This is a genomic window from Sphaerisporangium rubeum (assembly GCF_014207705.1).
Lineage (GTDB): Bacteria > Actinomycetota > Actinomycetes > Streptosporangiales > Streptosporangiaceae > Sphaerisporangium > Sphaerisporangium rubeum.
Genome location: NZ_JACHIU010000001.1, coordinates 7384195 through 7410181 on the forward strand (window position 1 = coordinate 7384195; position 25987 = coordinate 7410181).

Consider the following 25987-nt stretch of genomic DNA (forward strand, 5'->3'; position numbering starts at 1 on the left):
GGCCCGGCCGCGTTCCCGGCCGCCTGCCGGCCCGGCGGCAAAGCGACCGTCACGGTACGGCAACGCACCCGCCTGGTATCGGTACAGGGCCAGGCACGCGATTGCAGCCATACCAAGCCGGTAGATACCGTCCAAATGTATCTGAACTGGGCTTTCACCTCGGAGGGTGCGTGTCGCTTCTCCCGGACTCCATACGCGCGCGCACCACGATCGCCGTGACCGCGCTGTCGTTGCTGTTCCTGTCGATGATCGGCGCCAGCCTCGACTTCCTGGCACTCGACCGCGGTGAGGCCGCCGTCTACCAGGAGGCGCAACGCGCCGCGACCAACTGGGTCGGCACCTTCAAACCCGGCAGCACCCCGCTACCCGCCGGGGAGGGCCGCGTCAACCTGCTGCAACTCGTCGACTCTCACGGCCATGTGGAACTGGCGTCCCCGGCGGCGGCTCGCCTTCGGCCGCTCGGCACCGCGCAGCCGCCTCCGGACAACCGGATCGAGGACCAGGTGGTCTGCCCCAGGCACGGCCGGTGCCTCATGGTCACCGCCGTCCGCCTGCCTCCGCTGGAGACCAAGGAGATCTGGCACGGCGTCCCCCACTTCGTCTACGCGGGGATGGTCCAGCCGCCTCTCCTGGCCTCGCACCTGCTCGAATGGCTGACCGCCGGCGGAGTCCTGCTGCTCACAGGCCTGATCGCCTGGGGGAACTGGTGGGTCGGCGGACGCACCCTGCGGACCGTGGAAGGCATCAGGTCCACCATGGCGGAGATCACGGCGAGCGACCTCAGCCTGCGGGTCCCCGAGCCGCACGGCCACAACGAGTTCGCGAACCTGGCGTGCACCGCCAACCAGACCCTCGACCGGCTGGAGGAGGCGGTGCGGCAGCAGAGCCGGTTCGCCTCCACCACCTCACACGAGCTGCGGACACCGCTGACAGGACTGCGCACCCGCCTGGAAGAGGCGATGATGTACCCCGGTGACGTCGACCCCCGTCAGGCCATCCAGGATTCCCTGCTGGTGACCCGGCGCCTGGAGATGATCGTCGACGATCTGCTGGTGCTGGCCAGGCTGCGGGCCGGCGACCCGGCGGCGCACGAGCCACTGGACCTCGGCGATCTGGTCGAGGACGAGGTCACGGCGATGGCCGGCGGCCCGCCTGTGGACATGCGCGTCGCGCGCGGCCTGATCGTGCGCGGCAGCAGGATCCAGCTCGTCCGCCTCATCGGCAATCTCCTCGCCAACGCGCGGCGGCACGCCGAGAGCCGGATCGAGGTGACCGCCGGCCGTGACGACGAGTACGCCGTGATCACCGTGACCGACGACGGCGACGGCATCGCACCGGCCGACAGGGAACGGGTCTTCGAGCGCTTCGTCCGCCTGGAATCGGGCCGGCGCCGCGAACCCGGCGGCAGCGGCCTCGGCCTCGCCATCTCCCGCGACATCGCTCTCGCGCACGACGGCACCCTGCGTGTCGAGGACTCCCCGTACGGTGCGAGGTTCGCCCTGCGCCTCCCCCTGATCCCCGCCGCACCCCACCGTCCCCTCTCGCTCGGCACGTCCCCGGCCGGCGGGGACAGCGACCCCAGTGCCGACGCCGCCACAAGCGGTTGACGGCGGTGAGGCCACGCGCCGTCCGCGGCTGTCCCGTGGTGACGTAGCGTGCGAAAGGCACAGAAAGTCAGCTCGCGAAAGGAACCCGATCATGAGCCGTCAGGTGCTGACCCCGGGCCCCGATCACCCCATCACCGTCGAGCCCGGCAAGAGCCGCGTCGTCGCGCGCGTCGGCGACACGATCGTCGCCGACACGACGTCGTCGCTGGTGCTGCGCGAGTCGACCTACCCTCCCGTCCACTACATCCCGCTCCAGGACGTGAACCCGGACCTGCTGCTCGCCAGCGACTCGCAGACCTACTGCCCCTACAAGGGTGAGGCGTCCTACTACCACCTGACCGTCGACGGCCAGGAGCTCACCGACGCCGTGTGGACGTACCGCACACCGTACGACCCGGTACGCGAGATCGCCGGTCACGTCGCGTTCTACCCCGACCGGGTGAGCGTGACCGAAGAATGACGTGAACGGTTCCACCGGAAAGCGCGGAGCGGCGCACGACCTGTCCGCACCGGGCTCCGAGAGCCACGACAAGCTCCGGCTGCCGTCGGTCATCGGCGCGGACCGGCACTGACAGACGCGATGCCGGCGCCGAGAAGCGCAAGGCGAAAACCGTTTGCGGTCGTTGGCAGCATTGGCGGCATGGACCGCCAGGCACTCAGCGCGATCGCGCACCACGACCACCCCATCGCCTCACCGATCTTCCCGGAGAACCTCGACCGGCTGCTGCGCCGCGCGGCGCTCCCCGAGGAGGCCCGGATCCTCGACCTCGGCTGCGGTGAGGCCGAATGGTCGCTGCGCGCGCTTGAGCTGTACCCCTCGGCCGTGGCGGACGGTGTGGACATCTCGGCGGAGGCACTGGAGTCCGCCGGACGCGCGGCAGGCACGCGCGGTCTCGCGCACCGGCTCGGCCTGCATCTCACGCCGGCGGACCGGTTCGCCGGCGGTGAGCCGTACGACCTGGTGCTCTGCGTCGGCGCGACCCACGCCTTCGGCGGTCTCGCGAAGACCATGGAGGCCGTCGCCGGCTTCGTCCGTCCCGGCGGGCTTGCCCTGGTCGGCGAGGCTTTCTGGGAACATCCGCCGAGCGCCGGCCTCGTGCAGTCGATCGGTGACTACCAGGACCTGCCGGCCACGGTGGAGACCGTGGAGGCCCACGGCTGGCTGACCGTCTACGCGCACACGAGCACACTCGCCGAGTGGGACGACTATGAGTGGTCGTGGACCGGCACTCTGGCACGGTGGGGGGCCGGCCGGCCGGGGCCGGACGGCGACCAGGCGGTGGCCGTCGCCAAGGAACACCGCGACCTGTGGCTCACCGGTTACCGCGGCCTGCTCGGCTTCGTCACCCTGCTGGTGCGGCGCTCCGGGTGACGCCGCGGGAAAAGATCTACCCGCGCCGGGGTTAGCCGCACGGACGTCCGCGGCATCACGCCGCTATGGCCGTGACGCGGGGAGGCGATCCCGGGCCTCGGACGGACGCGGGGAGGCGATCCCTTCGGACGGACGCGCTGACCGCGCGTCCGCATGATCTTGTGCGCTTCGTCGGGAGCGCGGCCCTGCGCGGGCCGGTTCCCGCCTGGATGAGCGCGACCCTCGCCACCGACCCGTGGGGGGTCGTGCGGCGCGCGGCGCACCCGCCGGGTTTCGTCCCCGTCGGCATGCGCGGCCCCGGCCGGCGGCAGTGGCACACCGCGCTCGTCCCCGTGCACGCGATCACGTGCGTCGTACCTCCCGAAGAGCTGACCGGCCGGCGGCCGAGGCTCGTCCTGCTCGGCCTGATCCTCACCGCCGCGGCCCACGTCCTGTCCATCGAACTGGACGGCGCCGCCTGGGGCCCCATCGGTGGTGTCGGCTACGAACTGGCCACCGGCCGCGCGGCCACCCACCCCGGCAGCGACCTGGATCTGCTGGTCCGCACCCCTCACCCCCTGGCCCGCGACGAGGCCGCACGCCTCGTCACGTCCTTCACCGCGCTGCCGGGCCGTATCGACTGCCAGATGGAGACCCCGAGCGGCGGCGTCTCCCTCACCGCCTGGGCCCGCCCCCACGGCCCCGTCCTGACCCGCACCCCTGACGGCCCCCGCCTCCTGGACGACCCGTGGACCTGTGCATGACCCGGCGACCGCCTGTACTTCTCCTCACAGCGCGGCACCTCGGGTTCCTCCACCGGAGGCATCACCTACTGCGTCACCGGCCCCTTCCGCTGATCCCCTCACGGCGAGGGCCTGTCACCTCGCTAAATCATTGGACACCGCGCACGGAGCGCGACGATCGTGAGGGGATGCGACAGGAGGAGATCTGGGACGCCGAGACCGCGCGACGCTATGACACGCCGGGGACCGGGATGTTCGCCCCCGAGGTGCTCGGGCCGGTCGTGGACCGGCTCGCCGAGCTGGCGGGTGAGGGGGCCGCGCTCGAGTTCGCCGTCGGCACCGGACGCGTGGCCGTGCCGCTCGCGGAACGGGGGGTGCCGGTCACCGGGATCGAGCTGTCCGCCGCGATGATCGAGCAGCTCAGGACCAAGGCCGGCGAGGCCGTGATCCCGGTGGTGCGCGGCGACATGGCGACGACCGTCGTCCCCGGTGAGTTCACCCTCGTCTACCTGGTCTACAACACCATCTCGAACCTGCTCACACAGGCCGAGCAGGTCGCGTGCTTCCGTAACGCCGCGCGGCACCTGCGGCCCGGCGGCCGGTTCGTCGTCGAGCTGGGGGCGCCGGACCTGCGCCGGTTGCCACCTGGCAGCCAGGCCACGGTCTGGCACTGCGAACCCGGCTACATCGGGGTCGACACCTTCGACGTGCTGCGCCAGCACCTCGTCTCGCACCACTTCAGGTTCGACGACACCAGACAGGCCCGGCTGTACCGCAGCCCTCACCGGTACATCTGGCCCTCCGAGCTCGACCTCATGGCCGAGCTCGCGGGCTTCGAGCTGGAATCCAGGCACGCGGACTGGACCGGATCGGAGTTCACCGCCGAGTCACGTTCCCACGTGACCGTCTACCGGATCCCCGAGGTCACCGGGTGAGACCGTGGACGGCCTGCTCAGGCCGTCCACGGGTCCCGGAGTCACCGGCAGGTGGCGCCGTTGAGCTGGAAGGTCGTCGGGGACGGGTTGGCCCCTTGGTTGACGCCGTAATAACCGATGACGATGGTCGCGCCGGGGGCGATGTTCTGGTTCCAGGACATCGCGGTGGCGGTCACGGCCGAGCCGGTCTGCGACCACGTGGCGGACCAGCCGCCGGTGACACGCTGGCCGGGGTCGGGATAGGTGAAGGTCAGGCGCCATCCGGAGATCGCGGTCGTGCCGGTGTTGGTGATGGACACCGACGCCGTCATGCCGCCGGGCCATCCGTTGGAGCTGTAGGCGACGCGGCAGGGGCCCGAGGGGTTGGGGGTCGGGGTGGGACTGGGCGACGTGATGATGTCGTTGTGGATGGTGACCTGGACGCTCGGGGACGCGGTTTCCGCACCCCACGAGTCGATGGCCACCACATAAATGGTGGCGACGCGCGTTGGTGTGGTGCCTGACGGCCAGGCCACGGCGAACGAGCCTTCTGTCACGCCAGGGCCGAAGGTCGCGACCTTGACCTTGTTGCCGTTGAGCACCTCGAACACCTGGTAACAGGCGATGCCGTCCGGGTCGGTGGCGGCGGTCCAGCGCATGCGCACGTAGTTGTTGACCACCTGCACCGCTTCCGGCGTGCCGGTGAAGGTCGGCGGCGTCTTCGGCGGGCTGCTCGGCGGGAGCGTCCGGGGGTCGTAGCAGGGCCATAACAGCGACGGACTCGGACTCGGCGAGCCGGGAGGCGTCGTCGTGGCCACACCACTCGTGCCTCCGGATGCCGCGCTCGCCACCGCGGGGATCAGGAAACCCGCCGCGGCCAGCAGCGCGACGGCCCATGAGACCGCCAGTCGACCTTTCATGGTGAGTCCTTCCAGAACGTCCCGTCATCGGTATTTCGTCTGAGCATGAAAGGGGTGGGAGAACCTGGTCAACGTGGCCGGAAGCGCACCGGGGGGACCGTGATGTGTGAGCAGGCTGGGGACGTGACGATCACGTCACGCCTGCTGGGGAGATGAATATTTCAGTGAGCCGGTGTCTCTTCGCGAGCCGTGCCGGGCCCCTGTGGACCGGTCAAGAAACCCGGCAAAGCGGACGCGAAGTGGCATGATGGTCCGTGTGAGCAGTAGACCCGCCGCGGCGGAGCACCTGCGCGACCTCGCGCGGCTACGCCGGGTCCGTGACCGCATCGACCGGGAGTACGCGCAGCCGCTGAACGTCGAGGCGCTCGCCGCCGGCGTGAACATGTCGGCCGGACACCTCAGCCGTCAGTTCCGGCTCGCCTACGGTGAGTCGCCGTACTCCTACCTGATGACACGGCGCATCGAGCGCGCCATGGCGTTGCTGCGTCGTGGCGACCTCAGCGTCACCGAGGTGTGCTTCGAGGTCGGCTGCTCGTCGCTCGGCACCTTCAGCACACGCTTCACCGAACTGGTCGGCATGCCACCGAGCGTCTACCGGCGGGAGGCCGCGCGGGACGCCAGGGGGATTCCGTCGTGCGTCGCCAAACAGGTGACGAGACCGGTCAGGAATCGAGAAGCGCGAGTCCCCGAGGCACAACTAGCCTGACCTGCATGGACATCACCATTAGCGCGACTTTCCTCCCCCACGACGACCCCGACGCGGCGCTGGCCTTCTACCGCGACACCCTCGGCTTCGAGGTGCGCAACGACGTCGGGTACGGCGGGATGCGCTGGATCACGGTCGGCCCGGCCGACCAGCCCGGCACGTCCATCGTGCTGCACCCGCCGGCCGTCGACCCCGGCATCACCGACGACGAGCGGCGCGTCGTCACCGAGATGATGGCCAAGGGCACCTACGCGAGCATCATCCTGGCCACCAAGGACGTCGACGCGACCTTCGAGCGGTTGCAGGCCGGCGACGCCGACGTCGTCCAGGAGCCGACCGACCAGCCGTACGGGATCCGCGACTGCGCCTTCCGCGACCCCGCGGGCAACATGGTCCGCATCCAGGAAGTGCACTGATCCGGACACGACCCCGGTGGGAGCCCGGCCGGGCTCCCACCACCGCCGGCGACGAAGATGGAGAGACGACACTTATGAGCACGAGGACGGACCGGCTGTCGGCCGAACCGCACATCGCCGACAGCCACGATCTGATCCGCGTGCACGGCGCGCGCGTGAACAACCTCAAGGACGTCAGCGTCGAGATCCCGAAGCGCAGGCTGACGGTCTTCACCGGTGTCTCGGGGTCGGGAAAGAGCTCGCTGGTGTTCGGCACGATCGCCGCGGAGTCGCAGCGGATGATCAACGAGACCTACAGCGCGTTCGTGCAGGGCTTCATGCCGGCGTCGGCGCGGCCCGACGTGGACGTGCTCGACGGGCTGACGACCGCGATCATCGTCGACCAGCAGCGGATGGGGTCCGACCCCCGGTCCACGGTCGGCACCGCCACCGACGCCAACGCGATGCTGCGCATCCTGTTCAGCCGGCTCGGCCGGCCGCACATCGGCTCGCCGAACGCGTTCTCCTTCAACGTCCCCTCGGTGCGCGCCAGCGGCGCGATCACCGTCGAGCGCGGCAACGCCAAGACCGTCAAGGCGACCTTCACCCGCACCGGCGGCATGTGCACCCGCTGTGAGGGGCGGGGGTCGGTCACCGACATCGACCTGTCCCAGTTGTACGACGACAGCAAGTCGCTCAACGAAGGCGCGCTGACCATCCCCGGCTACAGCATGGACGGGTGGTACGGCCGCATCTTCAACGGCTGCGGCTTCTTCGACCCGGACAAGCCCATCGCGAAGTTCACCAAGAAGGAACTGCACGACCTCCTGCACAAGGAACCGACCAAGATCAAGGTCGACGGCATCAACCTGACCTACGAAGGCCTGATCCCGAAGATCCAGAAGTCGTTCCTGTCCAAGGACGTCGACGCGCTCCAGCCGCACGTCCGCGCGTTCGTGGAGCGCGCGATGACGTTCACCACCTGTCCCGAGTGCGACGGCACCCGGCTCAGCGAGGCGGCCCGGTCGTCCAAGATCAACGGGATGAGCATCGCGGACGTCTGCGCGACACAGATCAGCGACCTGGCCGAGTGGATCGGCGAGCTCGACGAGCCGTCGGTGGCGCCGCTGCTCGCCAACCTGCGCAGGACGCTCGACTCGTTCGTCGAGATCGGGCTCGGCTACCTCTCGCTGGACCGGCCGTCCGGCACGCTTTCCGGTGGCGAGTCGCAGCGCACCAAGATGATCAGGCACCTCGGCTCGTCGCTCACCGACACCACGTACGTCTTCGACGAGCCCACCACGGGCCTGCATCCCCACGACATCCAGCGGATGAACGAGTTGCTGCTGCGGCTGCGGGACAAAGGCAACACGGTGCTCGTGGTGGAGCACGAACCCGAGACGATCGCGGTCGCCGACCACGTCATCGACATCGGCCCCGGCGCCGGCAGCGCCGGCGGCACCATCTGCTACGAAGGTGACGTCGAAGGGTTGCGGTCCTCCGGCACCGTCACCGGCCGGCACCTCGACGACCGCGCGGCGCTCAAGGAGAAGCCGCGCACACCCACCGGCAGGGTGGAGATCCGTGGCGCCACGGCGCACAACCTGCGTGACGTGGACGTCGACATCCCGCTCGGTGTGCTGGTGGTCGTGACCGGTGTGGCGGGCTCAGGCAAGAGCTCGCTCGTGCACGGATCGATCCCCGCCGGCGCCGGGGTGGTGTCGGTCGACCAGAGCCCGATCCGCGGTTCACGGCGGAGCAACCCGGCGACGTACACCGGGCTGCTCGACCCGATCCGCAAGGCGTTCGCCAAGGCCAACGGGGTGAAGCCGGCGCTGTTCAGCGCCAACTCCGAAGGCGCCTGCCCCGGGTGCAACGGCGCCGGAGTGATCTACACCGACCTCGCCATGATGGCCGGCGTCGCCACGACCTGCGACGAGTGCGACGGCAGGCGGTTCGAGGCGTCGGTGCTCGAGCACCGGTTCGGCGGCCGGGACATCAGCGAGGTGCTCGCCATGTCGGTGGCCGAGGCCGAGGAGTTCTTCGGCGCCGGCGAGGCACGCACCCCGGCGGCGCACGCCGTGCTCAAGCGGCTCGCCGACGTCGGGCTCGGCTACCTCACGCTGGGCCAGCCGCTCACCACTTTGTCGGGTGGCGAACGGCAGCGCCTCAAGCTGGCCGTCCACATGGCGGAGAAGGGTGGGATCTACGTGCTCGACGAGCCGACCACCGGCCTGCACCTCGCCGACGTCGAGCAACTGCTCGGCCTGCTCGACCGGCTCGTCGACTCCGGCAAGTCGGTCATCGTCGTCGAACACCACCAGGCCGTCATGGCCCACGCCGACTGGATCATCGACATCGGCCCGGGTGCGGGCCACGACGGCGGCCGGATCGTGTTCGAAGGCACCCCGGCCGACCTCGTGGCCGCACGCTCCACCCTGACCGGCGAGCACCTCGCGGCGTACGTCGGCGCCTGATTCCCGCACACACGGCAGGGCCGCTTCCGGTCTCCCGGAAGCGGCCCTGCCGCTGTGGTGTGGCGCCGGTCTCAGTGGACCGCAGGCGCGGCCTCACCGGAGGTGCCGGCCCGCGCGGGGAGGAGCAGCGCGGTGACGATCACGACGAGGGACAGCGCCGCGCCGATGATGAAGGCCAGCCGCATGCCGCCGAGGAGCGCGAGCGCGTCGGTGGCTCCGGCCGACCGCAGAGCATCGGCACGCACACTCATGACGGTGATCACGAGCGCGGTGCCGATGGCCGCCGCGACCTGCTGCAACGTGCTCAGGATCGAGCTGGCGTGGGGGTACAGAGGCGGCGGGACCGAGCCGAGCGCGAGGGTGAACACCGGGGTGAACATCGCGGCCAGGCTCACCATCAGCAGCGCGTGCAGACCGAGGATCATCCAGAACGGCGTGGTCATGGTGACCTGGGTGAAGCCGGCGAGCGTCAGCGTGATCAGGACCGCGCCGGGGATGACCAGGACCCGGCCACCGAACCGGTCGAACAGGCGGCCGACGGTCGGGCCGAGCAGTCCCATGGCGAGGCCACCCGGCATCACCAGAAGCCCGGTCTCCAGAGCGCTCAGCCCGCGGAGGTTCTGCAGGTACAGCGGCAGCAGGATCATCGAGCCGAGCATCGCCATGAAGGCCACGGACATCAGGACCAGCGCGACCGTGTAGGTGCGGTGGGTCAGGGTGCGCAGGTCCATCAGCGGCGTGCCGCGCTTCTGCAGCCGGAGCTGCCGCGCGACGAAGACCGCGATGAGGACGAGCCCGGCCACCACGATCGTGGACGCGACCGTGGGGTCGCCACCCTCGAACCGGCTGAGCCCGTAGACCAGCCCGCCGAAACCGGCGGCCGCGGTCACGACGCTGGCCCAGTCGATGGTGCTGTACTTCGTCTCGCCGACGTTCTTGAGCTGCCTCAGCCCGCCCCACGTGATCAGGCCCGCGATGGGAAGCACCACGAGGAACAGCAGCCGCCAGGACCCGAACTGGAGGATCAGCCCCGACACCGTCGGACCCATGGCGGGTGCGACGGAGATCGCCAGGCTGACGTTCCCCATCACCCGGCCTCTGTCGCGCTCCGGCACCACCTGCATGAGCGTGGTCATCAGCAGCGGCATCATCACGGCGGTCCCCGACGCCTGGACGATGCGGGCTCCGAGCAGCACCTCGAACGTCGGCGCCACGGCGGCGAGCGCCGTGCCGAGCAGGAACAACCCCATCGCCGTGGCGTACGCGCGGCGGGTGGAGATCCGCTGCAGCAGCCAGCCGGTGATCGGGATGACCGCGGCCATGGTCAACATGAAGGCGGTCGACAGCCACTGCGCGGTCTGCTCGGTGATCGCCAGAGCTTCCATCAACCGGGGGATCGCGTTGATCATGATCGTTTCGTTCAGGATCACCACGAACGTGGCCAGCACCAGCAGCCGGATCACGGCCGGCGTGCGTCCTGAGACGGGGGCCTCGGACTTGCCAGGCGTATCAAGCTGTGTAACAGACACGGCAACCTCAATCGGGTTTGTCGGACATGACGTCTTCACGGCTGGCCCCCAGCCGGGGGTCTCACATGAACTCGCGGTCAAACCCAAGACTGCCGGGCCCCACCGACAAAAACTCATCGACCGCACCAACCCTCCGGCACGAGAGGCCGAATGTCACCCCGTTTTCTGTCGGCACGGAACGGCCCCGTCTCACTACCGCGAGGAGTATCCCCTGGTGAGCGGCCTGTTCCACGGTGTGGCAACCGGTGAAACCCGGTCGAGGGCACCGTGAAACCGGCTCCGCCGACAGTGAAGCCATGAGCATCACAGAACTCGGACGCACCGGGACGGTCCCGGCTCCCGGCGGAGGCACCGATCTCGCCGTACGCGCGCAAGGCCTGGTGAAGACGTTCGGCGAGCACCGTGCCGTCGACGGGATCGACCTGGAGGTGCACCCCGGTGAGATCTTCGGCGTCCTCGGCCCGAACGGCGCAGGCAAGACCACAACGCTACGGATGCTGGCCACCCTGCTGAAGATCGACGCGGGCCGCGCCGAGATCTTCGGCGTCGACGTCGCGAACAACCCGCACGTCATCCGCCAGCTCGTCGGCGTCACCGGACAGTACGCGTCGGTCGACGAGAACCTCACGGCCCGCGAGAACCTCTGGCTCTTCAGCCGCCTGCAGGGCATCCCCGCGGCCCGCGCGCGGCGTATCTCCGCCGAACTGCTCGGGCAGTTCGGCCTGGAGGACGCCGCCGCCAAACCGATCTCGCAGTTCTCCGGCGGCATGCGCCGGCGACTCGACCTCGCGGCCAGCCTGATCACCAGACCACCACTGATCTTCCTCGACGAGCCGACCACCGGCCTCGACCCGCGGACACGCGGCCAGATGTGGGACACCATCCGCGGCCTGGTCGTGGACGGCTGCACGGTGCTGCTGACCACGCAGTACCTGGACGAGGCCGACCAGCTCGCCGACCGCGTCGCCGTCATCGACCACGGCCGCAAGGTCGCCGAAGGCACCCCCGACGAGCTGAAGACCACGGTCGGCGACTCCACCCTCCAGTTGCTGCTCGCCGACCCCGGCCAGGTGGCCGCCGCCGCGGACGTCGTGCGGCGCGTCCTCGGCTCCGAGCCCGTGCTCAGCCCCGAGCGCGGCCGGCTCAACGTCGCGCTCGACCAGGCCGACCTCGCCGCGGACGTACTGATCGCGCTGCGCACCGCCGGGGTGTCGATCACCTCGGTGAGCGTGGACAAGCCCAGCCTCGACGAGGTGTTCCTGGCCCTGACCGGCCACGAGACAGACGACAAGACCGGCGAGCCGGACACCGCCACGGAGGACCACAGATGAGCACGATCACCGCACCGGCCCGCCAGGTGGTCCGGCCCGCCGACCGCGTGGCGTCCGCCAGGCGGCGTGTCTCAGTGGCCGAGACGCTGGAACAGACCCTGATGATGGCGTGGCGGGCCTTCAAGAAGATGCTCCGCAACCCGGAACAGTTTTTCGACGTGGCGCTGCAACCCATCCTGTTCACCGCGATGTTCGCCTACATCTTCGGTGGCGCCATCTCCGGCGACGTGCAGAGCTACCTGCCGCTGATGGTCCCCGGCATCCTGGCCCAGACCGTGCTGACGACATGTATGGCCACGGGGACGCAACTGCGTGAGGACATGGACAAGGGGGTCTTCGACCGGTTCAAGTCGCTGCCGATCGCGAGGATCGCGCCACTCGCCGGCCCGATGGTGGCCGACCTGCTGCGGTACACGATCGCGGCCACCTTGACCTTCGGCATGGGCCTGCTGATGGGCTACCGTCCCGGCGGCGGCGCCGGCGGTGTGCTCGCCGCGATCCTGTTGTCGATCTTCACGGGCTGGTCGCTGGCGTGGATCTTCACCTGGGTCGGCACGCTCGTCCAGAGCGCTCGGACCGTGCAGGGGGTCTCCATGATGATCCTTTTTCCGCTGACGTTCCTGTCGAACGCCTTCGTCCCGGTCGACACCCTGCCGAGTGCACTGGCCGCGTTCGTCCGGGTCAACCCGGTCTCACACCTCGTCACGGCCGCGCGCGACCTCGCCAACAACGGCTCCGTCACCGGAGAGGTGGCCTGGACGATCATCGCGGGCCTGGCCGTCATACTGATCTTCGCGCCGCTGTCGGTCCGCAGCTACAAGCGACACATGTGACCCACGCGAGCCACGACCGGAGATCCGCTCGACGAGGCTCCTCGCCTCGTCGAGCAGACCGGAGCCGCGCCGATCGCCGTACTCGGCCCGCACGGCGGCGATCATGCCGGGCGCGGCGCGCTCCGCGTGGCCTTCGACCAGCTCGAAGGCCATGCCCGGCATGCCGCCGTTGTAGGCGAACCGATCGGCGATGACGAGCAACCTGACCGCGTCGCCCTCCGCCATGGCTCCCCGCAGCAGCCCCCAGACGCCGAGCGCGAAGAGCAGGGAACCGCACAGCGGGTAGTCGAGCACGGGGTCGTCCACGGCGAGCACGTCGTACGCGAGCGCGTCGGCGAACAACTGCCTGCCGTACGAGACGTCCTGCGGTCCGGCGTGGTAGGCGTAGGCCGTCAGGCTCACCGACACCGCGATCACCGTCCACGGCGTCACTACGGTGCGCGGCACCCCCGGCAGCCACAGATCACGTGCCTGCTGGACGGCCAGCCGGTACTGCGCGAGCGCGGCCTCGACATCGCCCCGGGCCAGGACGAGTTCCGCCGAGCACAACGCCACCATGGCCGCCCCGCTGAGCACCGCCTCGTTCTCGTTGATCCGGTTGATCTCCGCCAGTTCGGCCTCCGCGGTGCCGAGGTCGCCGTCGGCGAGCGCCGCGTTCAGCAGCACCGAGCGCAGCATGGTCTCGTCGTCGGTGGCGCCGATCCTGCTGAGCACCGGGATCGCGGCCCGCGCGTGCCGGACCGCACGCCGGCGATCACCGCGCCGTACGCACAGGTGGGCCAGCACGGTATGCATGATCGCGCTCGCCCACGGCCCGTCATCCGCACCGACCATCGTCAGGACCCGCTCGGCCGCCTCGACGGCCCCCGCCACCTCACCGGCGTTCTCCAGGACATGGACGCTCATCTGCGTCGCCGCCATGGCCAGTGCCGGGTCCTCGCTCCGGCTCAGCTCGGCCAGCCGGCCGCGCATCCCGGGGCCGTCGGTCCCCGAGCAGGCGAGCAGCACCGTGGCCATCGCCGAGACCCGCCGGTCCTCCCCCTCCGTGGAGGGCAGCCTACGGAGAAGGTCGTGCAACGAGTCGACCTGGTGATCGGTGATGATCGCGATGTTCATGAGCGTGATCAGCACGACGGCCCTGGTCACCTCGACGAGATCCGGTGGCGGCATCCACCCGCCGATCACCTGGCTGATCGCTCTCCAGTGCGCGATGATCCGCTGGTGGTCGCCACGGATCGACCACAGCGCGCCGACCCCGGCCAGCAACCGGACGGTCGTCACGGGATCGGACTCGCCGAGAGCCTGCCTGAGCAGATCGGCGAGGTTGCCCTCCTCGGCGCGCAACGCGTCGGCCGCCGCGAACTGCCCCGGCCCGAACAACGAGAAGGCGTGCTCCTGCGCGTAGGACGTCGCCCAGTCCCGCTGCGCCGCGCGCGCGAGCTCTTCCTCGCCGGCCTCCCTCAGCCGCATCCGGCCGAACTCCCTGACCGTCTCCAGCATCCGGTACCGCAGGCCGTACGCCGTCTCACGGACGCTCAGCATGGACTGCTCGGTCAGCGCGTCCACGGCGTGCAGCGCGGAGGGCCCGAGTACGCACTCGGCCGCCGCCAGGGTGAAACCGTCGCCGAACAGCGACAACCACCGCAGCGCCTGCCGTTCCGCCTCCCCCAGCAGGTTCCACGACCAGTCGATCACCGCGAGCAGCGTCTGGTGCCGGTCGGGAGCCGTACGGTTGCCGCCACGCAGGAGCGCGAACCGGTCGGCCAGCCGCCGTTCGATCTCCTCGACGGACATCACCCGCACCTTGGCCGCGGCGAGCTCGATCGCGAGCGGCAGCCCGTCGAGGCGCGCGACGATCTCACCTGCGACCTTCTCGTCGATCCGGACACCTGGCCTGGCCGCCGTGGCACGCTGCCGGAACAGCTCCACCGCGTCCTTCGCCGGCAGCTCCCCGAGCAGGTAGACGCGTTCCGCGGGGATCGACAACGGCGCACGCGACGTGATCAGCACCCGCAGGTCGCGCGTCGTCACGGTGAGGAACGCCACCAGCTCCGCGACGGCCTCGATCACGTGCTCGCAGTTGTCCAGGATCAGCAACGCCGGCGCCTGATCGAGCTGCTGCGCGATCCGCGCACGGACGTCGGCCCGCTGTCCGGCGTTCAGGACACGGCGTCCGCTGACCGAGTCGCGCACCCCGAGGGCCGACCCGACCTCACCCACCACGCCGTCCGCCGAGGAGACACCGACCAGCTCGACGAAATGCGCGACCGGCTGCACCGCGTTCCGGCCGGCCACATGAGCCAGCCGTGTCTTGCCGAGCCCTCCCGGCCCGACGATGGACACCACCCGATCGGTCTGCAGCAAGGCGTGTATCGCACGGATGTCACCGTCGCGTCCGAGCAACGAGGACCCGTCGTACAGGATGCCGTCGCGCACCGGCTGGTCGGCCACAAGAAGCTCCGCGTGAACCCGCGTGAGCTCCGCCCCCGGCCCGGTCCCGAGCCGCGCCACCACCCCCGACCGGTACCGCTCGTACCGCTCCAGGGCCGCACCGGCCCCCCGCACCGCGGCCTCACTGCGCAGCAGACACGCCAGCAGCTCCTCGTCGAACGGCCGCGCCGCCGCGGCCTCCTCCAGCAGCGGCAACGCCTCTTCGTGATCCCCGCTCCGGCCCCGCGCCACCGCCACCACCCGCCGCGCCTCGGCCACCCACCCCGCCGCGACCCCTCTCAACTCGGCCAGCGCTCCGGAACCCCCCTCGGCCCCGTCCGCGACGAGCCCCATGGCCTCCTCCGCGCGCCGGCGCGCGAGCACCATGTCCCCGTCCCCCAGCGCCACCCGGGCCTGCTCGACCAGCACACCGAGCAGCAGCGCGTCCACCTGTCCCGCCGGCAACCCCAGCCGGTACCCACGCGGCGTGCGCACCACGACCTCGGCCCCCGTGGCGGCCCTGGTCCGCGAGACGACCACCTGCAGCGCCTTGGTCGGGTTGGCCGGCGCCTCCTCGGGCCACAGCTCCTCGACCAGCCGATCGTCCCCGACCCCGCTGCGCGCGTGCATGGCGAGCACCGCCAGCAGGGTCTGCGCGCGATCACCGACCACGCGCACCCCCTGCCAGCGAACACCGTCGAGCAGTACCAGTGCGGGGGACACACCATCAGCTTACGGACGAGCCCCGTCCCGCGAGCGCCTCTACGTACGTGCGGTCGACCCCGCGTTCCCGTGCGCTCGCCGCACGGCATGCCACCGTCAGGCCAGCCCCAGCCACACGAGGAACGGAACAGGAATGAGCACGGTCGCGCCGAGCCACACCCACGGACTCCGGCCCCTGCTCAGCGGCACGACCACATCGAACACCGCCACCAACCCCACGATGAACACACCGCTCAGCACGAGGAGGATCATGACGACAGACGCCTGATCGAGAACGGTGTAGTTGCAATTGACGAGCCCCGGGTCGCCGAGGTCCCGCGTACTCCTGCAGTCCATCGGCAGATAATTGGTCACCAGCCACCATGCCAGGAAGAACGGCACGGCAGCCGGCACACCGAGCGCGAGGTTGACCAGAACAGGACCCAGGATCCCTCCTTTGTCCCGTCTCTGTTCCCTGGCACCCGCGTCAGGCCCGTCCCCGCTCATCACCACCCGCTTCCCTCCCGGTCCCGGCCGCCGCGGACCGTACCCGTCATGTCCTGAGCGCCTGCCTGACCTCCATCAAGGCGAAGCCGAGCAGGTTGGCCCCCTGCCAGGACTCGGGATCCTCGGCTCGTTCGTCGTCGGCCGCGAGCCCGATCCCCCAGACGCGGTCCACCGGACTCGCCTCCACCAGGACGCGGTCACCGGTGGCGAGCAGGAACTCCCTCAGCTCAGGGTGCTGACCGAACTTGGCGAGATTGCCGCGGACCACCAGGTCGAAACGCGCCGCCGTCCATCTGGCCTCGTCGAACCCGTGCACGCGCCGTCCGAGATCCTTGGCCTCCTTGGGGTGACCGGCCGCGACGATCGCCGCCGCCGCCTCCTCGTCACCGAACAGCCGCGCCTTGGCCGCCATCATGAAATGCTCCGCGGTGCGGTAGACGACGCCGTCCTCGACGAAATCGGCCGGCCACCACTGCGACAGGCACCCGGCTCCGACTCCGCCGGAACGCGGCGGCCGGTGCCCCCAGAACATCAGGAACTTGACCCGTCCGCCACGCTTGACCGCCTCGACCAGCCCGGCCACATCGCGCGCATCGACCGTTTCCGTCATGGCACGCACCATCCCCGACCATGAAGGGCCGGCGCAACCGTTTTCCCCCGGCCACCGGACCCGGTGCGCTTCCGGTCCGCTACCGCAGCCACCGTAGCGCCGCGTCGGCGCAGTCCTCGGGGGTGTTGTTGAAGGCGATGGCCGCGTCCGGCGCGTGCCGCCGGGTCAGGTTCACCGTCCTCTCGAAGAGTTCGAGCAACGGTTCGTGCTTGCGTATGCCGCCGCCGATCACCACGCAGGCGTACCGCGCGCGGATCAGGGCCTGCTCGATCGCTCCTTCAGGGTCCTCACCGGGTGTCACCAGGCACCAGTCGGCCTCGATCCCGTGGTCGTCGAACCGGGCCCTGCCACGGGCCAGCGCCGCCTGTACCGGTGCCGGGTCCCAGCCCTCGATCTTCGCCGGGTCGAGACCGATCACGAGTACTCGTGTCTCTGTCACATGTCCTCCCTGTCCGCGGCGTTTTCGCGGGAGAACCGATTTCCGGTCCTGCCGAATATCGGAATGCCGTGTCCCAATTTCGCAATCTACGACTTCGGCGAGTCTTATGGCGACGAGATCCCCACCTTCTCGCTAGTTGTACGCCATCGTTCGCGCCGTATCGTCCCCACCAGTGATCCCGGTTTCCCGAGAAAGGGACGGCATGACCGACGATATGGTGCGGCGCGTTTTCCAGGCAGCCGACGCTTTCGACGCCGAGGCGTTCGCCCTGTTGCTGGCCGAGGACGCCACACTCGTCTTCGGCAACGCCGAGCCGCTGGTGGGACGTGCGGCCGTCGCCGCCGGACTGGGCTCGTTCTTCTCCACCATCGCCGGCCTGCGGCACCGGATCGTCCGGAACTGGCAGGTGGACGCCGACACCATCGCCGAGACCGAGGTCACCTATCGGCGGCTCGACGGCAAAGAGGTCAGTGTCGTGGCCGTGTCCATCTGGCACACCCGCGACGACGGCCTGATCACCGACTACCGCATCTTCGTCGACCTGGCACCGGTCTACGCCGCCTAGGACCCCGGCGGATCAGGACCGGCGAGCGCGCCGGCGCAGGATCGCGTTCAGCGTGAGGAGCGCGACCACCAGGACGATCTGGCTCCCCACGATGAGCCTGTTGTAGTCGATCGCCGGGTTCCAGCGCACCGTGCCGTCCTTGACGACGAACACCCCCGTCGGCGTGATCCCCACCCCGAAACCGCCACCCGACCCCTCGCCGGCCGGCTCCCCCTCACGGTGACCACCGGCGCCACCGCCGCCACCCCCGCCGCCGCCGACACGCGCGGCCGGGATCACCGTCACGCCGTCGCACTCGATGGGGTCCCCATAGGCACGCCGGACGGTGGCCGCGTCCTTGATCTTCTCGATGATTCCCGCGACGTCCACGTTCGTCCTCCTCGAAGGCCTGATGCAGCGAAGGCGCCGGCAACCCGTCGGCAGGACGACGATACGCCGCCACCCTCGTCCGGGTGGCGGCGTATCCGACGCCGATGGATCTCTCCTGAGACCCGTCAGCCGTTGGTGCAGGTGGAGCCGTTCAGGGTGAACGTCGTCGGGTTGGGATTGCTACCTGTGTGCGTTCCCTGGAAGCCGAACGTGGTGTTCGCTCCCGGCGCTATGGACCCGTTGTAGGAGACGTTCCTGGCCGTCACCGACGACCCGCTCTGGCTGACGTCCGCGCTCCAGGAACTGGTGACCTTCTGGCCCGCCGGGAAGGACCAGCCGAGCGTCCAGCCGTTGATCGCACTGCTGCCGGTGTTGGTGACCGTGACGTTGGCCGTGAACCCGTTGTTCCACTCGTTCTTGACGTACGAGACCCGGCAGGGCCCGCCGGTGCCACCGCTCGGCGAAGGTGACGGCGACGCGGAAGGCGAAGGCGAGGGAGAGGGAGACGGCGAAGGACTGGGGGAGGTGCCGTCCACCGTCACGTTCGAACTACCGCTGCTCTGGTAACCCTCCGTGGCGAGGATCTGATAGTCGTGGTTCCCGAGAGGCATCCCGTTCCGGGCCCACGCGTCGAAGTGGTTGCCCGCCGTGATCGTCCCACCCGTGCGCCTCTGCTGCCGGACGCTCCAGTACTGGTTGAACGTCTGGTTCCCGTCGATCGAGGGAGCGTTGTACCGAGTGGTCAGATAAATGTCGTACGTGCCGCCGTCACTGGTGACGGTCCCCTTGTACGTCCCGGTGGGCCGCCACGACCCCCAGTTGTCCACGATGTAGTACTCGACGAGCGGACTACGCGTCCACCCGTACAACGTCAGATACGCGTTCCCGGAAGGGTTGAAACTCCCCGAGTACGTCACGGTCCTGCGCGTCCCAGGCTTCCAGCCCTTACCCGCGACGAAGTTGTTGGTGTTACGCCACGAAGTGCTGTAGTTGCCACCGGCCCCGAGCTCCATGGACACAGTGCCCTGGCTGTCCGTCCAGAACGAGAAGAAGTACCCGTTGTGCGTCCCGGTCTGGTTGGTGGTCACCGCCGCGTCAGCCGTACCCGGCAGCAACATCGTGAACGCGACGAGGGCCAGCACGCAGGTACGTCCGATGAACAGCCCGCCGCGACGGCGACCGCGATACGACGATTGGGTGAGAGCGTCGTTCATGAGCGTGCTTCCTCCTAAGGCCCGGCTGGAGGCTTAGCCGGGGACCAGAGTGACGGCCACCACCACGCCGACGCCGTACGACGCCGCGGACTCAACGGACCGTCGTACCCGACGACCCGGGCACCGCGTCGCGGCGACCCGCCTCAGATCAGCGGTAGCCGAGGTCCGAAACTGTCGGCCCCACGGCGAAAGCGTCAAGCCGACCACGTCTCACTGTCAACGACCCCACATGACCGCCAAAGATCGGCACCGGCCGGCGACCCCGGAGCACCCATCGGACCTGCCGACCGAGCCTCCAGGTCTGATCAACGCCTCGACCCGGCGCCTGAAAATTTCGGCGCCGACCACACGACTTCAGTGGCCCCGGTCCCGCAGTAGGTCCCGTGTGTAGACCATGAGACGGCCGGCCTCCTCAGGATCCAAGGTCTTCAGCGACGGGTCCACGACCCTGCCGCGGTCGATCGCCGTCAGCGCGTCCGCAGGCGGCCTGTCGACCCATTCGACGACCGGCCGTACCGCGTCGGCGACCGGTCTGGCGAACACCCTCCCGAGCAGCTTGATCGTGTTCCTGATGACCGGATTCGGATATGCGTCGGCCCCACTACGGGTGAATCCAGGATGGTAGAGAACGTACCGAACCCTGCTCTCCCCCCGACCGGCGAACGCGACACCGAGCAGGTCGTTCGCCCGGCCCGCCTGGAGCTGAGCACGCACCTGACCGTAACGACCCCTCAACTGCGGATCATCCCAATAAATCTTCCCCGCCGTGTTCCCCACCCCGGCCACATTGACGATCACAGGATCGGATGCCACATCAAGCAACGGCCGCAGCCATTCACCGAGCAGATACCGGCTCAGGTAGTACAACGCGAAGGTGGACTCAAGCCCATCCGCCGTCTCGACATATCTCGGACTGACCCGATTCGCGAACAACGCCAGCGCGTCGACGACCTGATACCGCTCAGCGATATCCGCGACAACCCGCTCCACCTCCGCGATCGACGACAGATCAGCCCGGACAAACCGCAATCCGGGATTGCCGGCATGATCGAGAAGAACCCGTCCCCGAGCCTCACTACTGCCGATCACCGTGACCCGATCCCCCCGGGCCACCCGTGCCAGCGCCACCTCCCGCCCCATACCGGCGGTCCCCCCACTGATGACAACGTTCTTGGACATCTGGCCCGGCACGACATGCCTCCCTAGGCTCGCAAGCGGCACACCCGATCATCGGCCGCCCCCGCGCCTGACGAAAGAAGGCAGTTCCATGTCCGGTACGCACACCCGTGTTCCCTCAGTACTGGCACACGACCTCCCCCGCCCCGTCCCAAAAGAAGAACTTGCCGCATGCCCGGTGACCGACATCTTCCGCCGAGTAGGCGACAAGTGGAGCATGCTCCTGGTGATCCTCCTCGGAGCCCGCCCCCACCGCTACAACGACCTGCACCGCGCCGTAGAAGGCATAAGCCAACGCATGCTGACCCGCACCCTGCGAACCCTCGAAACCGACGGCCTGGTGCAACGCGCCGTACACCCGACCGTCCCCCCAAGCGTCGAGTACAGCCTGACCCCCCTGGGCCGCACCCTCCTGGAACCCCTGTCAGCCCTGGCCGACTGGGCCGTACTCCACGAGGCGGAAATCAACGAGGCCCACGCTCGGCACACGAGTGGATAATCCGTAAGGCATTGCTGTACAGGTCGCCCTATCGCGCCTCTAAGGCGGTGTTGCTGTACGCGCTGCTGTACATCACTCTTGGAGGTCGCCGAGCCAGCGCAGTGCGCGCAGTCCGGGTATGAAGCAGTATTCGCCGCCGCGTGTGACGACGAAGCGAGGCAGCCCGTGCAGGCGCCGGCGTACGGGTCTGCGGGGGATCGTGAAGTCGCGAAGGTCGGGGCCGGAGCCGACGATGGGGTCCTGTTCGTCGCCGGCGCCGAAGAAGACGCCGCTGTTCATCCATTCGGACTGGACGAATTCGAATTGCCGGCCCGGGTGTGCGCCGATGAAGGCGAACATGAGTCCGCGATCGGCGTCGTCGTCATCCAGGACGTTTTCGGGGAGTGGCGGGCCGTAGGCGGTGCCGCGTCTGATCATGCGGTGCAGCCTCGGGGATCCGGCCACCGACGCGTCACGGGGATTACCGCGGCGGATGTGGCAGCCGCCGGGAGTGGTGAAGCCGGCCGGGTCGTCGTGCCGGTACAGGAAGGTGTTGTTGCGGTGCGAGTCGGCGCCGAGGTCGGGAGCGTCGTGCAGCGGGCTCAGGGCCAGGGGTGCGCCGCTGCGCCAGCGTCCCATGATCTTGGCTGCCAGCATTTCCTCGTCTTGAGCGCTGGTGGAGTTGTCCTTCAGGTAGCGGCGGAACGCGGCGACGCGTTGGTGGAGCTTGCGGAAGGCCATGTAGGTGCCGTTCCGGCCGAGCGCCTCAGGACGGGGTGACTGGACGGCGCCGAGTTCGTCAGGGTATCCGAGCACGAATTCGCCGGCCTTGAGCGGTGGCTCCAGTTGGTTCGACACCGGTACGTCGCTGCCCTCGACGGCCGGGTTGCTGATGCCGTCGCGGTAGCCGAAAGGCTCTGTGCCGGTGGGCAGTGCGTGGCAGTTCTGCCGCCAGATGAGTGTGACACCCGGAAGGGTGTCAAAGGTCGAGCGTGCACGGGTGACGGCCGTCTCAAGTTGTGCTCCGTCGGGGGCGAGCGCCACCAGAACGACGTGGACGTCGGGGGTGCCGAGTGGTGGTTCCCAGTTCTCGGGGCTGCTCGGTCCGGTGTCACCGAGTGCTTTGGCCCGTGCCGCCATCCCTTGGCGGAACTCCCAGGCGAAGGTGTCCAGCGAGTCCTGTGGCACGCCGAGCGCTCTGAGGCCGTGGTAGGTGACCGCGACGCTGACCCAGCACTCGCCCAGCGGGCTGATCGAGTCGGCGGCCGAGGTCACCGTGGTACTCGCGCGTCGCATGAGTTCCCTGCCGTGCGCGGGGTGGTCGATGCGGAGCAGGATGTACGTCGCCGCGTACGGCGTCGGCCGGGGGCTGAGCACGCCGCGTTGTATGTCGTGGAGTTCGAGCACCCCCCGCGTTCGGTCGCCGCCCATGGCCGGCCTCTCTGTGGCGCTACTTCGCCGAGGCGAGGTTTCCCCAGAAGGCGCGCAGGCTGTCGTCGGCGCCGAACAGGGTGCTGAAGATCGTCGAGTCGGCCATGATCACGTCACCGGCCCGGTCGTCGCGGGGCGGAATCCACAGGAACATGTTGAACTCGCTGTTGCCCGCCTCGGTGAACGGATGCGGCCGCGCGGTGTCGATCGGCTGCCTGCCCAGTACGCGGACGACGTCCGGGGCTTCGGTGAGCACGGCGTAGTGCGGGAGGTGCTGGTGGAAGTTGAAGCTGGTCACTCCCTCCAGCCAGCCTTTGGTGTCGAGATCCCTGGCGATGGACAACGGGGCGATCTTGTTTCCGTCCCGTACCGCCGGCCGCAGCCCGTACCGGTTCTCCACCGGCACTCCAAGACCTGCCATCAATGATCTGGTGTACCGGCCGAAGCGCTGCTGGCGGGGCACCAAGGCGTCGCCGTGATGGCGGTACTCCATGTCGCGTACGGCCATGTCGTCCGATGCCCCGACGTCGTGGTGCGGTCCGAGGGCCAGGCAGGTCCCCTCGCGCGTGAGGAAGTCCCGGACGGCCTCGATCTCCTCGGACGCGGCGTCCTGTCCAGTGATCATGTGATCCAGGCCCCACACGAACAGGGTGTCGGTGTCCGCCAGCACCCGCTCGTCCAAGGGGGTGTGAAAGCCCGCCTGGTCGACGCGCTGATACACCGGCACGGGGTGGCCGGTGGTCTCCTGGACGAACTGCTGGAACGGCAGCCAGCCCCAGAAGAACAGCTCCAGCCCGCCGGAGATGCCCTGCTGGAACCGCAGCGGATCCGACCATCGCCCGTCCTCGTAGGCCGGCCAGGTCACCCGGCGCACCTCGGTCATGGTGGAGAACCGGTTGTCCAGCTCGGCCGTGTTCCGGCCCGCCTCGGCGGGGTAACTCCACGCCACGTATATGCTCAACCGCCGCCGGCCGGGGGTGTACGGACGCGGCACGTGGTGCTGGTTGTACGTGCGCGCGGTCGTGAACTCGTTCATCTGGCCCCCCTTTCGTGAGCCGCGTCACTGCAGTTGGTCCAGCATCTCCGACAAGGCGCTCTTGATCCGCAGAGCCTTCTTGATCTCGTCGGCGGTGACGTACGGATACTCCCCGTACTCGATGAAGCTCGGGCAGTGGTGCGCGCGCACGAACCGGGTGAACGCCTCGGGGTTGGTCCGCCAATCCTCGGGAAACCCCTCAAGGTTCTCGAAGGCCGTGTTCACCCCTGACCTGCTGAACAGGTCGACCGCGTCTTCGGTGTACTTGTCGAAGTCGGTGTCGAAGATGCCCTGGTACATGAACCGCGTGTCGTCGTCGAACAGCACCCAGCGCAGATAGTGCAGCTTGAGCGGCGCGAGCAGATGCGGGTCGGCCTCCAGCGCCTTGGCCAGCGTGTGACCGTGATCGCGAATCGCCTCGGCACGGCCGGGCTTGACCTTCGCGATGATGGTGAACCCGTAGCACGCCGGGGTTCGAGGAAAGATTGGGCCGTATTTACCCTGTTCCAGGTGATCGGTCCCCTTGGGAATGACAACCGCCTGCGGTGTGATCTCCATATCCGCCCCTCCCTCACATGGCCAGGGGGACGGGCCAGCGCTACCTACCTGTCATGAAATCACGTCGCCTCGCCACTCGGTGGGATGGGGCCGACGAGTCCACGCGTATGGCGCTCGACCCATGGACCAGCAAGGACCACGGGATCGATGAGCATGTTGTCCAGGTCGAAAAGCGCCTTTCGAGGCGCACTGCCGGAAGGCCGGCGTCCCGCGTATCCGCGTCCACGACACCCGACACACCTGCGCCTCGCTCCTGGCCGCCCTCGACGTCCATCCTCGGGTGGCTATGCGCATCATGCGACACTCGCAGATCTCGATGACCATGGACGTCTACACGCAGATCCCGTCCGCCGAGACCAGGAGGGTGCTCGACCGGCTGAACCAGAGTTTGGACGGTGACGACTGACAGCGTTGCTATCTATCGCTGCTGTACGGCTATGTCAAAGGCTTTCCGGGATCATCCCCGAGGGCCTTTGACCTACTGCGCAGCCGAGAGGACTCGAACCCCTCACCTTCTGATCTGTAGCCAGTTCCAGATCGTCTATCGACGTCCACCGATACCCTTAACTGGCCGCTCAGGACCCGCATCGCTGTGATCATCTTCTAAGGCCACCTACCGAAATCCACGACCAGTGTTAGCACCGGGGTTGGCAAAGGGGCTCGGTACCGCTACGACTGGCGCCGCATCAGAACTCACCATGCTCAGGCGCCCCCGATGCCACTGTAATGACTGCCGGAGCAGCTGTCTCACCGCCATCAGAGCAAATCCCAGAAGGTTCATGCCTTGCTATCGTTCCGGCCTTTCGGCTCGTTCGTCGTCGACCGCCAGTTCGATCCCCGAAAATGCGGCCCAGGGGCTCGCCTCCACCAGCACCCGCTCAGCAGCGCCAAGGAGGAACTCCCGTAGATCGGCTCGCTGGCCGAACCTGGCGAGACTGTCGCGGACCCACCCGCCGAAGCGAGCCCACCCCACACACGAAAACCGTGACCGAGATCGCACCTACCGTGCCCACTATTGGGCGGCAGGGACCGATATGGCGAAGCACTCTTGAGGATGCCACTCGGTTCAGCGAGTGACGGCGGAGCGACATATTGGGAGAAGACTCATGAAATCGGCACCGGCGAAAAGGGCCGCCCTGGATAATTTGACCGAGGATGTCATCACACAGCGCCTCATGTCACTCAGCCACCACGCGTTCGCTGAAATCCAGCGGTGCGATGTGAAGGCCGCAGCGATCTGTGGCACGAGTGGCGCGATCTTCTCGATCATCGTGGCGGCTCTGGCCGTCAGGCCAGTGCTAACGGTCGCTTGTCAGGTCGCGCTGGGGATCGCCTGCGTCGGACTCGGCGCTGCACTCATCCCCGCAATCGCGGCTGTCCGGCCGTCCCTGAGGCGTTACGGGTCCATGCACTCACCGTTCCTCTTCCTGACATTCAGCGAGACAACAGCGACCGAGGCGCTGGAACGAGTGACACGCATGTCGGCACACGCCACTCGCATGGCCTACGCCCGTCATCTGGTGGGTGTTTCCGCCCTGGCGAAACGCAAGCTCCTACTCCTTCGTACTGCCACGGACTGCCTTTGCACCGGGTTGCTGGGGCTGGGTATCACAGTGCTACTGGTCTGGGCGGGGAGATAGGGAGAGGCTGAGTGCACACCGGCGAC

At 68.7% G+C, this 25987-nt stretch carries 24 protein-coding genes and 2 pseudogenes; 14 read left to right on the forward strand and 12 right to left on the reverse strand.

Annotation, left to right across the window (positions count from 1 at the left end):
- The first annotated feature begins 170 nt into the window (after positions 1-170).
- From BJ992_RS33540 to BJ992_RS31420, 5 genes are all read left to right on the forward strand, one after another.
- Positions 171-1607, forward strand: coding sequence for an ATP-binding protein (locus tag BJ992_RS33540; protein WP_184987154.1), 1437 nt, complete (start codon positions 171-173; stop codon positions 1605-1607).
- Positions 1608-1698: 91 nt separating this feature from the next.
- Entirely contained in the window at positions 1699-2067 is a 369-nt protein-coding gene (locus BJ992_RS31405; RefSeq protein WP_184987156.1) for a DUF427 domain-containing protein, read from the forward strand.
- A gap of 180 nt (positions 2068-2247) precedes the next feature.
- Positions 2248-2979: an SAM-dependent methyltransferase gene (locus tag BJ992_RS31410; protein ID WP_184987158.1), complete on the forward strand. Its 732-nt coding sequence runs from the start codon at positions 2248-2250 to the stop codon at positions 2977-2979.
- Between the two features lie 65 nt (positions 2980-3044).
- The gene (locus BJ992_RS31415; protein WP_246496837.1) at positions 3045-3722 is read left to right on the forward strand and encodes a malonate decarboxylase holo-ACP synthase; all 678 of its coding nucleotides are present in this window, start codon (positions 3045-3047) and stop codon (positions 3720-3722) included.
- A 167-nt stretch (positions 3723-3889) separates the two neighbouring features.
- Positions 3890-4636 (forward strand): class I SAM-dependent methyltransferase, encoded by a 747-nt coding sequence (locus BJ992_RS31420; RefSeq protein ID WP_184987162.1) that lies wholly within the window; start codon positions 3890-3892, stop codon positions 4634-4636.
- 41 nt (positions 4637-4677) lie between these two features.
- Here the strand turns inward: BJ992_RS31420 and BJ992_RS31425 are convergent, their stop codons facing one another.
- Entirely contained in the window at positions 4678-5535 is an 858-nt protein-coding gene (locus BJ992_RS31425; RefSeq protein WP_184987164.1) for a cellulose-binding domain-containing protein, read from the reverse strand.
- Positions 5536-5782: 247 nt separating this feature from the next.
- Between BJ992_RS31425 and BJ992_RS31430 the strand changes: the two genes are divergently transcribed.
- The 3 genes from BJ992_RS31430 to BJ992_RS31440 all read left to right on the forward strand — a co-directional run bounded on the left by BJ992_RS31430 (position 5783) and on the right by BJ992_RS31440 (position 9113).
- Entirely contained in the window at positions 5783-6241 is a 459-nt protein-coding gene (locus tag BJ992_RS31430) for a helix-turn-helix transcriptional regulator (RefSeq protein WP_221475909.1), read from the forward strand.
- Between the two features lie 5 nt (positions 6242-6246).
- Positions 6247-6657: a VOC family protein gene (locus BJ992_RS31435; protein ID WP_184987169.1), complete on the forward strand. Its 411-nt coding sequence runs from the start codon at positions 6247-6249 to the stop codon at positions 6655-6657.
- 74 nt (positions 6658-6731) lie between these two features.
- Positions 6732-9113: an ATP-binding cassette domain-containing protein gene (locus BJ992_RS31440; protein ID WP_184987171.1), complete on the forward strand. Its 2382-nt coding sequence runs from the start codon at positions 6732-6734 to the stop codon at positions 9111-9113.
- 71 nt (positions 9114-9184) lie between these two features.
- Here the strand turns inward: BJ992_RS31440 and BJ992_RS31445 are convergent, their stop codons facing one another.
- On the reverse strand, positions 9185-10642 hold the full coding sequence (locus BJ992_RS31445) for an MDR family MFS transporter (RefSeq protein WP_343072951.1): 1458 nt from the start codon (positions 10640-10642) through the stop codon (positions 9185-9187).
- A gap of 296 nt (positions 10643-10938) precedes the next feature.
- Between BJ992_RS31445 and BJ992_RS31450 the strand changes: the two genes are divergently transcribed.
- Together BJ992_RS31450 and BJ992_RS31455 are read left to right on the forward strand one after the other, a co-directional pair.
- Positions 10939-11973 (forward strand): ATP-binding cassette domain-containing protein, encoded by a 1035-nt coding sequence (locus BJ992_RS31450; protein WP_184987175.1) that lies wholly within the window; start codon positions 10939-10941, stop codon positions 11971-11973.
- On the forward strand, positions 11970-12806 hold the full coding sequence (locus BJ992_RS31455; protein ID WP_184987177.1) for an ABC transporter permease: 837 nt from the start codon (positions 11970-11972) through the stop codon (positions 12804-12806). Before BJ992_RS31450 ends, BJ992_RS31455 begins: the two co-directional genes overlap by 4 nt.
- Positions 12807-14849: 2043 nt before the next feature.
- On the opposite strand, the pseudogene BJ992_RS34605 reads toward BJ992_RS31455, so the two are convergent.
- The 4 genes and pseudogenes from BJ992_RS34605 to BJ992_RS31475 form a co-directional block, all read right to left on the reverse strand.
- A pseudogene (locus BJ992_RS34605) lies at positions 14850-15866 on the reverse strand (AfsR/SARP family transcriptional regulator); the annotation flags it as partial.
- Between the two features lie 189 nt (positions 15867-16055).
- Positions 16056-16448 carry a hypothetical protein gene (locus BJ992_RS31465; protein WP_184987178.1) on the reverse strand — a complete coding sequence of 131 codons (393 nt, stop codon included), beginning with the start codon at positions 16446-16448 and terminating at the stop codon, positions 16056-16058.
- A 43-nt stretch (positions 16449-16491) separates the two neighbouring features.
- Complete coding sequence (ybiA, locus tag BJ992_RS31470) at positions 16492-17055, reverse strand: riboflavin biosynthesis intermediates N-glycosidase (RefSeq protein WP_184987180.1); 564 nt, start codon at positions 17053-17055, stop codon at positions 16492-16494.
- Between the two features lie 79 nt (positions 17056-17134).
- Positions 17135-17494 (reverse strand): hypothetical protein, encoded by a 360-nt coding sequence (locus tag BJ992_RS31475; protein WP_184987182.1) that lies wholly within the window; start codon positions 17492-17494, stop codon positions 17135-17137.
- Between the two features lie 202 nt (positions 17495-17696).
- Between BJ992_RS31475 and BJ992_RS31480 the strand changes: the two genes are divergently transcribed.
- The gene (locus BJ992_RS31480; RefSeq protein WP_184987184.1) at positions 17697-18059 is read left to right on the forward strand and encodes a nuclear transport factor 2 family protein; all 363 of its coding nucleotides are present in this window, start codon (positions 17697-17699) and stop codon (positions 18057-18059) included.
- 12 nt (positions 18060-18071) lie between these two features.
- On the opposite strand, the gene BJ992_RS31485 is transcribed toward BJ992_RS31480, so the two are convergent.
- From BJ992_RS31485 to BJ992_RS31495, 3 genes are all read right to left on the reverse strand, one after another.
- Complete coding sequence (locus tag BJ992_RS31485; RefSeq protein ID WP_184987186.1) at positions 18072-18428, reverse strand: spore germination protein GerW family protein; 357 nt, start codon at positions 18426-18428, stop codon at positions 18072-18074.
- 125 nt (positions 18429-18553) lie between these two features.
- Entirely contained in the window at positions 18554-19642 is a 1089-nt protein-coding gene (locus BJ992_RS33545) for a glycoside hydrolase family 11 protein (RefSeq protein ID WP_184987188.1), read from the reverse strand.
- Positions 19643-19996: 354 nt separating this feature from the next.
- Positions 19997-20833, reverse strand: coding sequence for an SDR family NAD(P)-dependent oxidoreductase (locus tag BJ992_RS31495; RefSeq protein ID WP_184987190.1), 837 nt, complete (start codon positions 20831-20833; stop codon positions 19997-19999).
- 163 nt (positions 20834-20996) lie between these two features.
- On the opposite strand from BJ992_RS31495, the gene BJ992_RS31500 reads away from it, so the two are divergent.
- Positions 20997-21317 (forward strand): winged helix-turn-helix transcriptional regulator, encoded by a 321-nt coding sequence (locus BJ992_RS31500; RefSeq protein ID WP_343072952.1) that lies wholly within the window; start codon positions 20997-20999, stop codon positions 21315-21317.
- Between the two features lie 72 nt (positions 21318-21389).
- On the opposite strand, the gene BJ992_RS31505 is transcribed toward BJ992_RS31500, so the two are convergent.
- Genes BJ992_RS31505 through BJ992_RS31515 form a run of 3 tightly spaced genes read right to left on the reverse strand, consistent with a single transcriptional unit; the run spans position 21390 to position 24321 of the window.
- A complete protein-coding gene (locus BJ992_RS31505) occupies positions 21390-22727 on the reverse strand; it encodes a Dyp-type peroxidase (RefSeq protein WP_184987194.1) in 1338 nt (445 codons plus the stop codon).
- A 19-nt stretch (positions 22728-22746) separates the two neighbouring features.
- On the reverse strand, positions 22747-23763 hold the full coding sequence (locus BJ992_RS31510) for a hypothetical protein (RefSeq protein WP_184987196.1): 1017 nt from the start codon (positions 23761-23763) through the stop codon (positions 22747-22749).
- Between the two features lie 24 nt (positions 23764-23787).
- Positions 23788-24321: a hypothetical protein gene (locus BJ992_RS31515; RefSeq protein WP_184987198.1), complete on the reverse strand. Its 534-nt coding sequence runs from the start codon at positions 24319-24321 to the stop codon at positions 23788-23790.
- A 190-nt stretch (positions 24322-24511) separates the two neighbouring features.
- Here BJ992_RS31515 and BJ992_RS34090 point away from each other — a divergent pair.
- Together BJ992_RS34090 and BJ992_RS31525 are read left to right on the forward strand one after the other, a co-directional pair.
- Positions 24512-24727: pseudogene (locus BJ992_RS34090) on the forward strand (tyrosine-type recombinase/integrase); the annotation flags it as partial.
- 700 nt (positions 24728-25427) lie between these two features.
- Positions 25428-25961, forward strand: coding sequence for a Pycsar system effector family protein (locus BJ992_RS31525; protein ID WP_184987200.1), 534 nt, complete (start codon positions 25428-25430; stop codon positions 25959-25961).
- Positions 25962-25987 lie beyond the last annotated feature (26 nt).

Bases quoted from the DNA above. Each gene is read 5' to 3' on its own strand.
- BJ992_RS31525 (WP_184987200.1), top strand. From the start codon at position 25,428: ATGAAATCGGCACCGGCGAAAAGGGCCGCCCTGGATAATTTGACCGAG.
- ybiA (WP_184987180.1), bottom strand. From the start codon at position 17,055: ATGACGGAAACGGTCGATGCGCGCGATGTGGCCGGGCTGGTCGAGGCG.
- BJ992_RS31435 (WP_184987169.1), top strand. From the start codon at position 6,247: ATGGACATCACCATTAGCGCGACTTTCCTCCCCCACGACGACCCCGAC.
- BJ992_RS31440 (WP_184987171.1), top strand. From the start codon at position 6,732: ATGAGCACGAGGACGGACCGGCTGTCGGCCGAACCGCACATCGCCGAC.
- BJ992_RS31480 (WP_184987184.1), top strand. From the start codon at position 17,697: ATGACCGACGATATGGTGCGGCGCGTTTTCCAGGCAGCCGACGCTTTC.
- BJ992_RS31410 (WP_184987158.1), top strand. From the start codon at position 2,248: ATGGACCGCCAGGCACTCAGCGCGATCGCGCACCACGACCACCCCATC.
- BJ992_RS31430 (WP_221475909.1), top strand. From the start codon at position 5,783: ATGGTCCGTGTGAGCAGTAGACCCGCCGCGGCGGAGCACCTGCGCGAC.
- BJ992_RS31450 (WP_184987175.1), top strand. From the start codon at position 10,939: ATGAGCATCACAGAACTCGGACGCACCGGGACGGTCCCGGCTCCCGGC.
- BJ992_RS31505 (WP_184987194.1), bottom strand. From the start codon at position 22,727: ATGGGCGGCGACCGAACGCGGGGGGTGCTCGAACTCCACGACATACAA.
- BJ992_RS31405 (WP_184987156.1), top strand. From the start codon at position 1,699: ATGAGCCGTCAGGTGCTGACCCCGGGCCCCGATCACCCCATCACCGTC.
- BJ992_RS31420 (WP_184987162.1), top strand. From the start codon at position 3,890: ATGCGACAGGAGGAGATCTGGGACGCCGAGACCGCGCGACGCTATGAC.
- BJ992_RS31515 (WP_184987198.1), bottom strand. From the start codon at position 24,321: ATGGAGATCACACCGCAGGCGGTTGTCATTCCCAAGGGGACCGATCAC.
- BJ992_RS31510 (WP_184987196.1), bottom strand. From the start codon at position 23,763: ATGAACGAGTTCACGACCGCGCGCACGTACAACCAGCACCACGTGCCG.
- BJ992_RS31455 (WP_184987177.1), top strand. From the start codon at position 11,970: ATGAGCACGATCACCGCACCGGCCCGCCAGGTGGTCCGGCCCGCCGAC.
- BJ992_RS31425 (WP_184987164.1), bottom strand. From the start codon at position 5,535: ATGAAAGGTCGACTGGCGGTCTCATGGGCCGTCGCGCTGCTGGCCGCG.
- BJ992_RS31415 (WP_246496837.1), top strand. From the start codon at position 3,045: ATGGCCGTGACGCGGGGAGGCGATCCCGGGCCTCGGACGGACGCGGGG.
- BJ992_RS33545 (WP_184987188.1), bottom strand. From the start codon at position 19,642: ATGAACGACGCTCTCACCCAATCGTCGTATCGCGGTCGCCGTCGCGGC.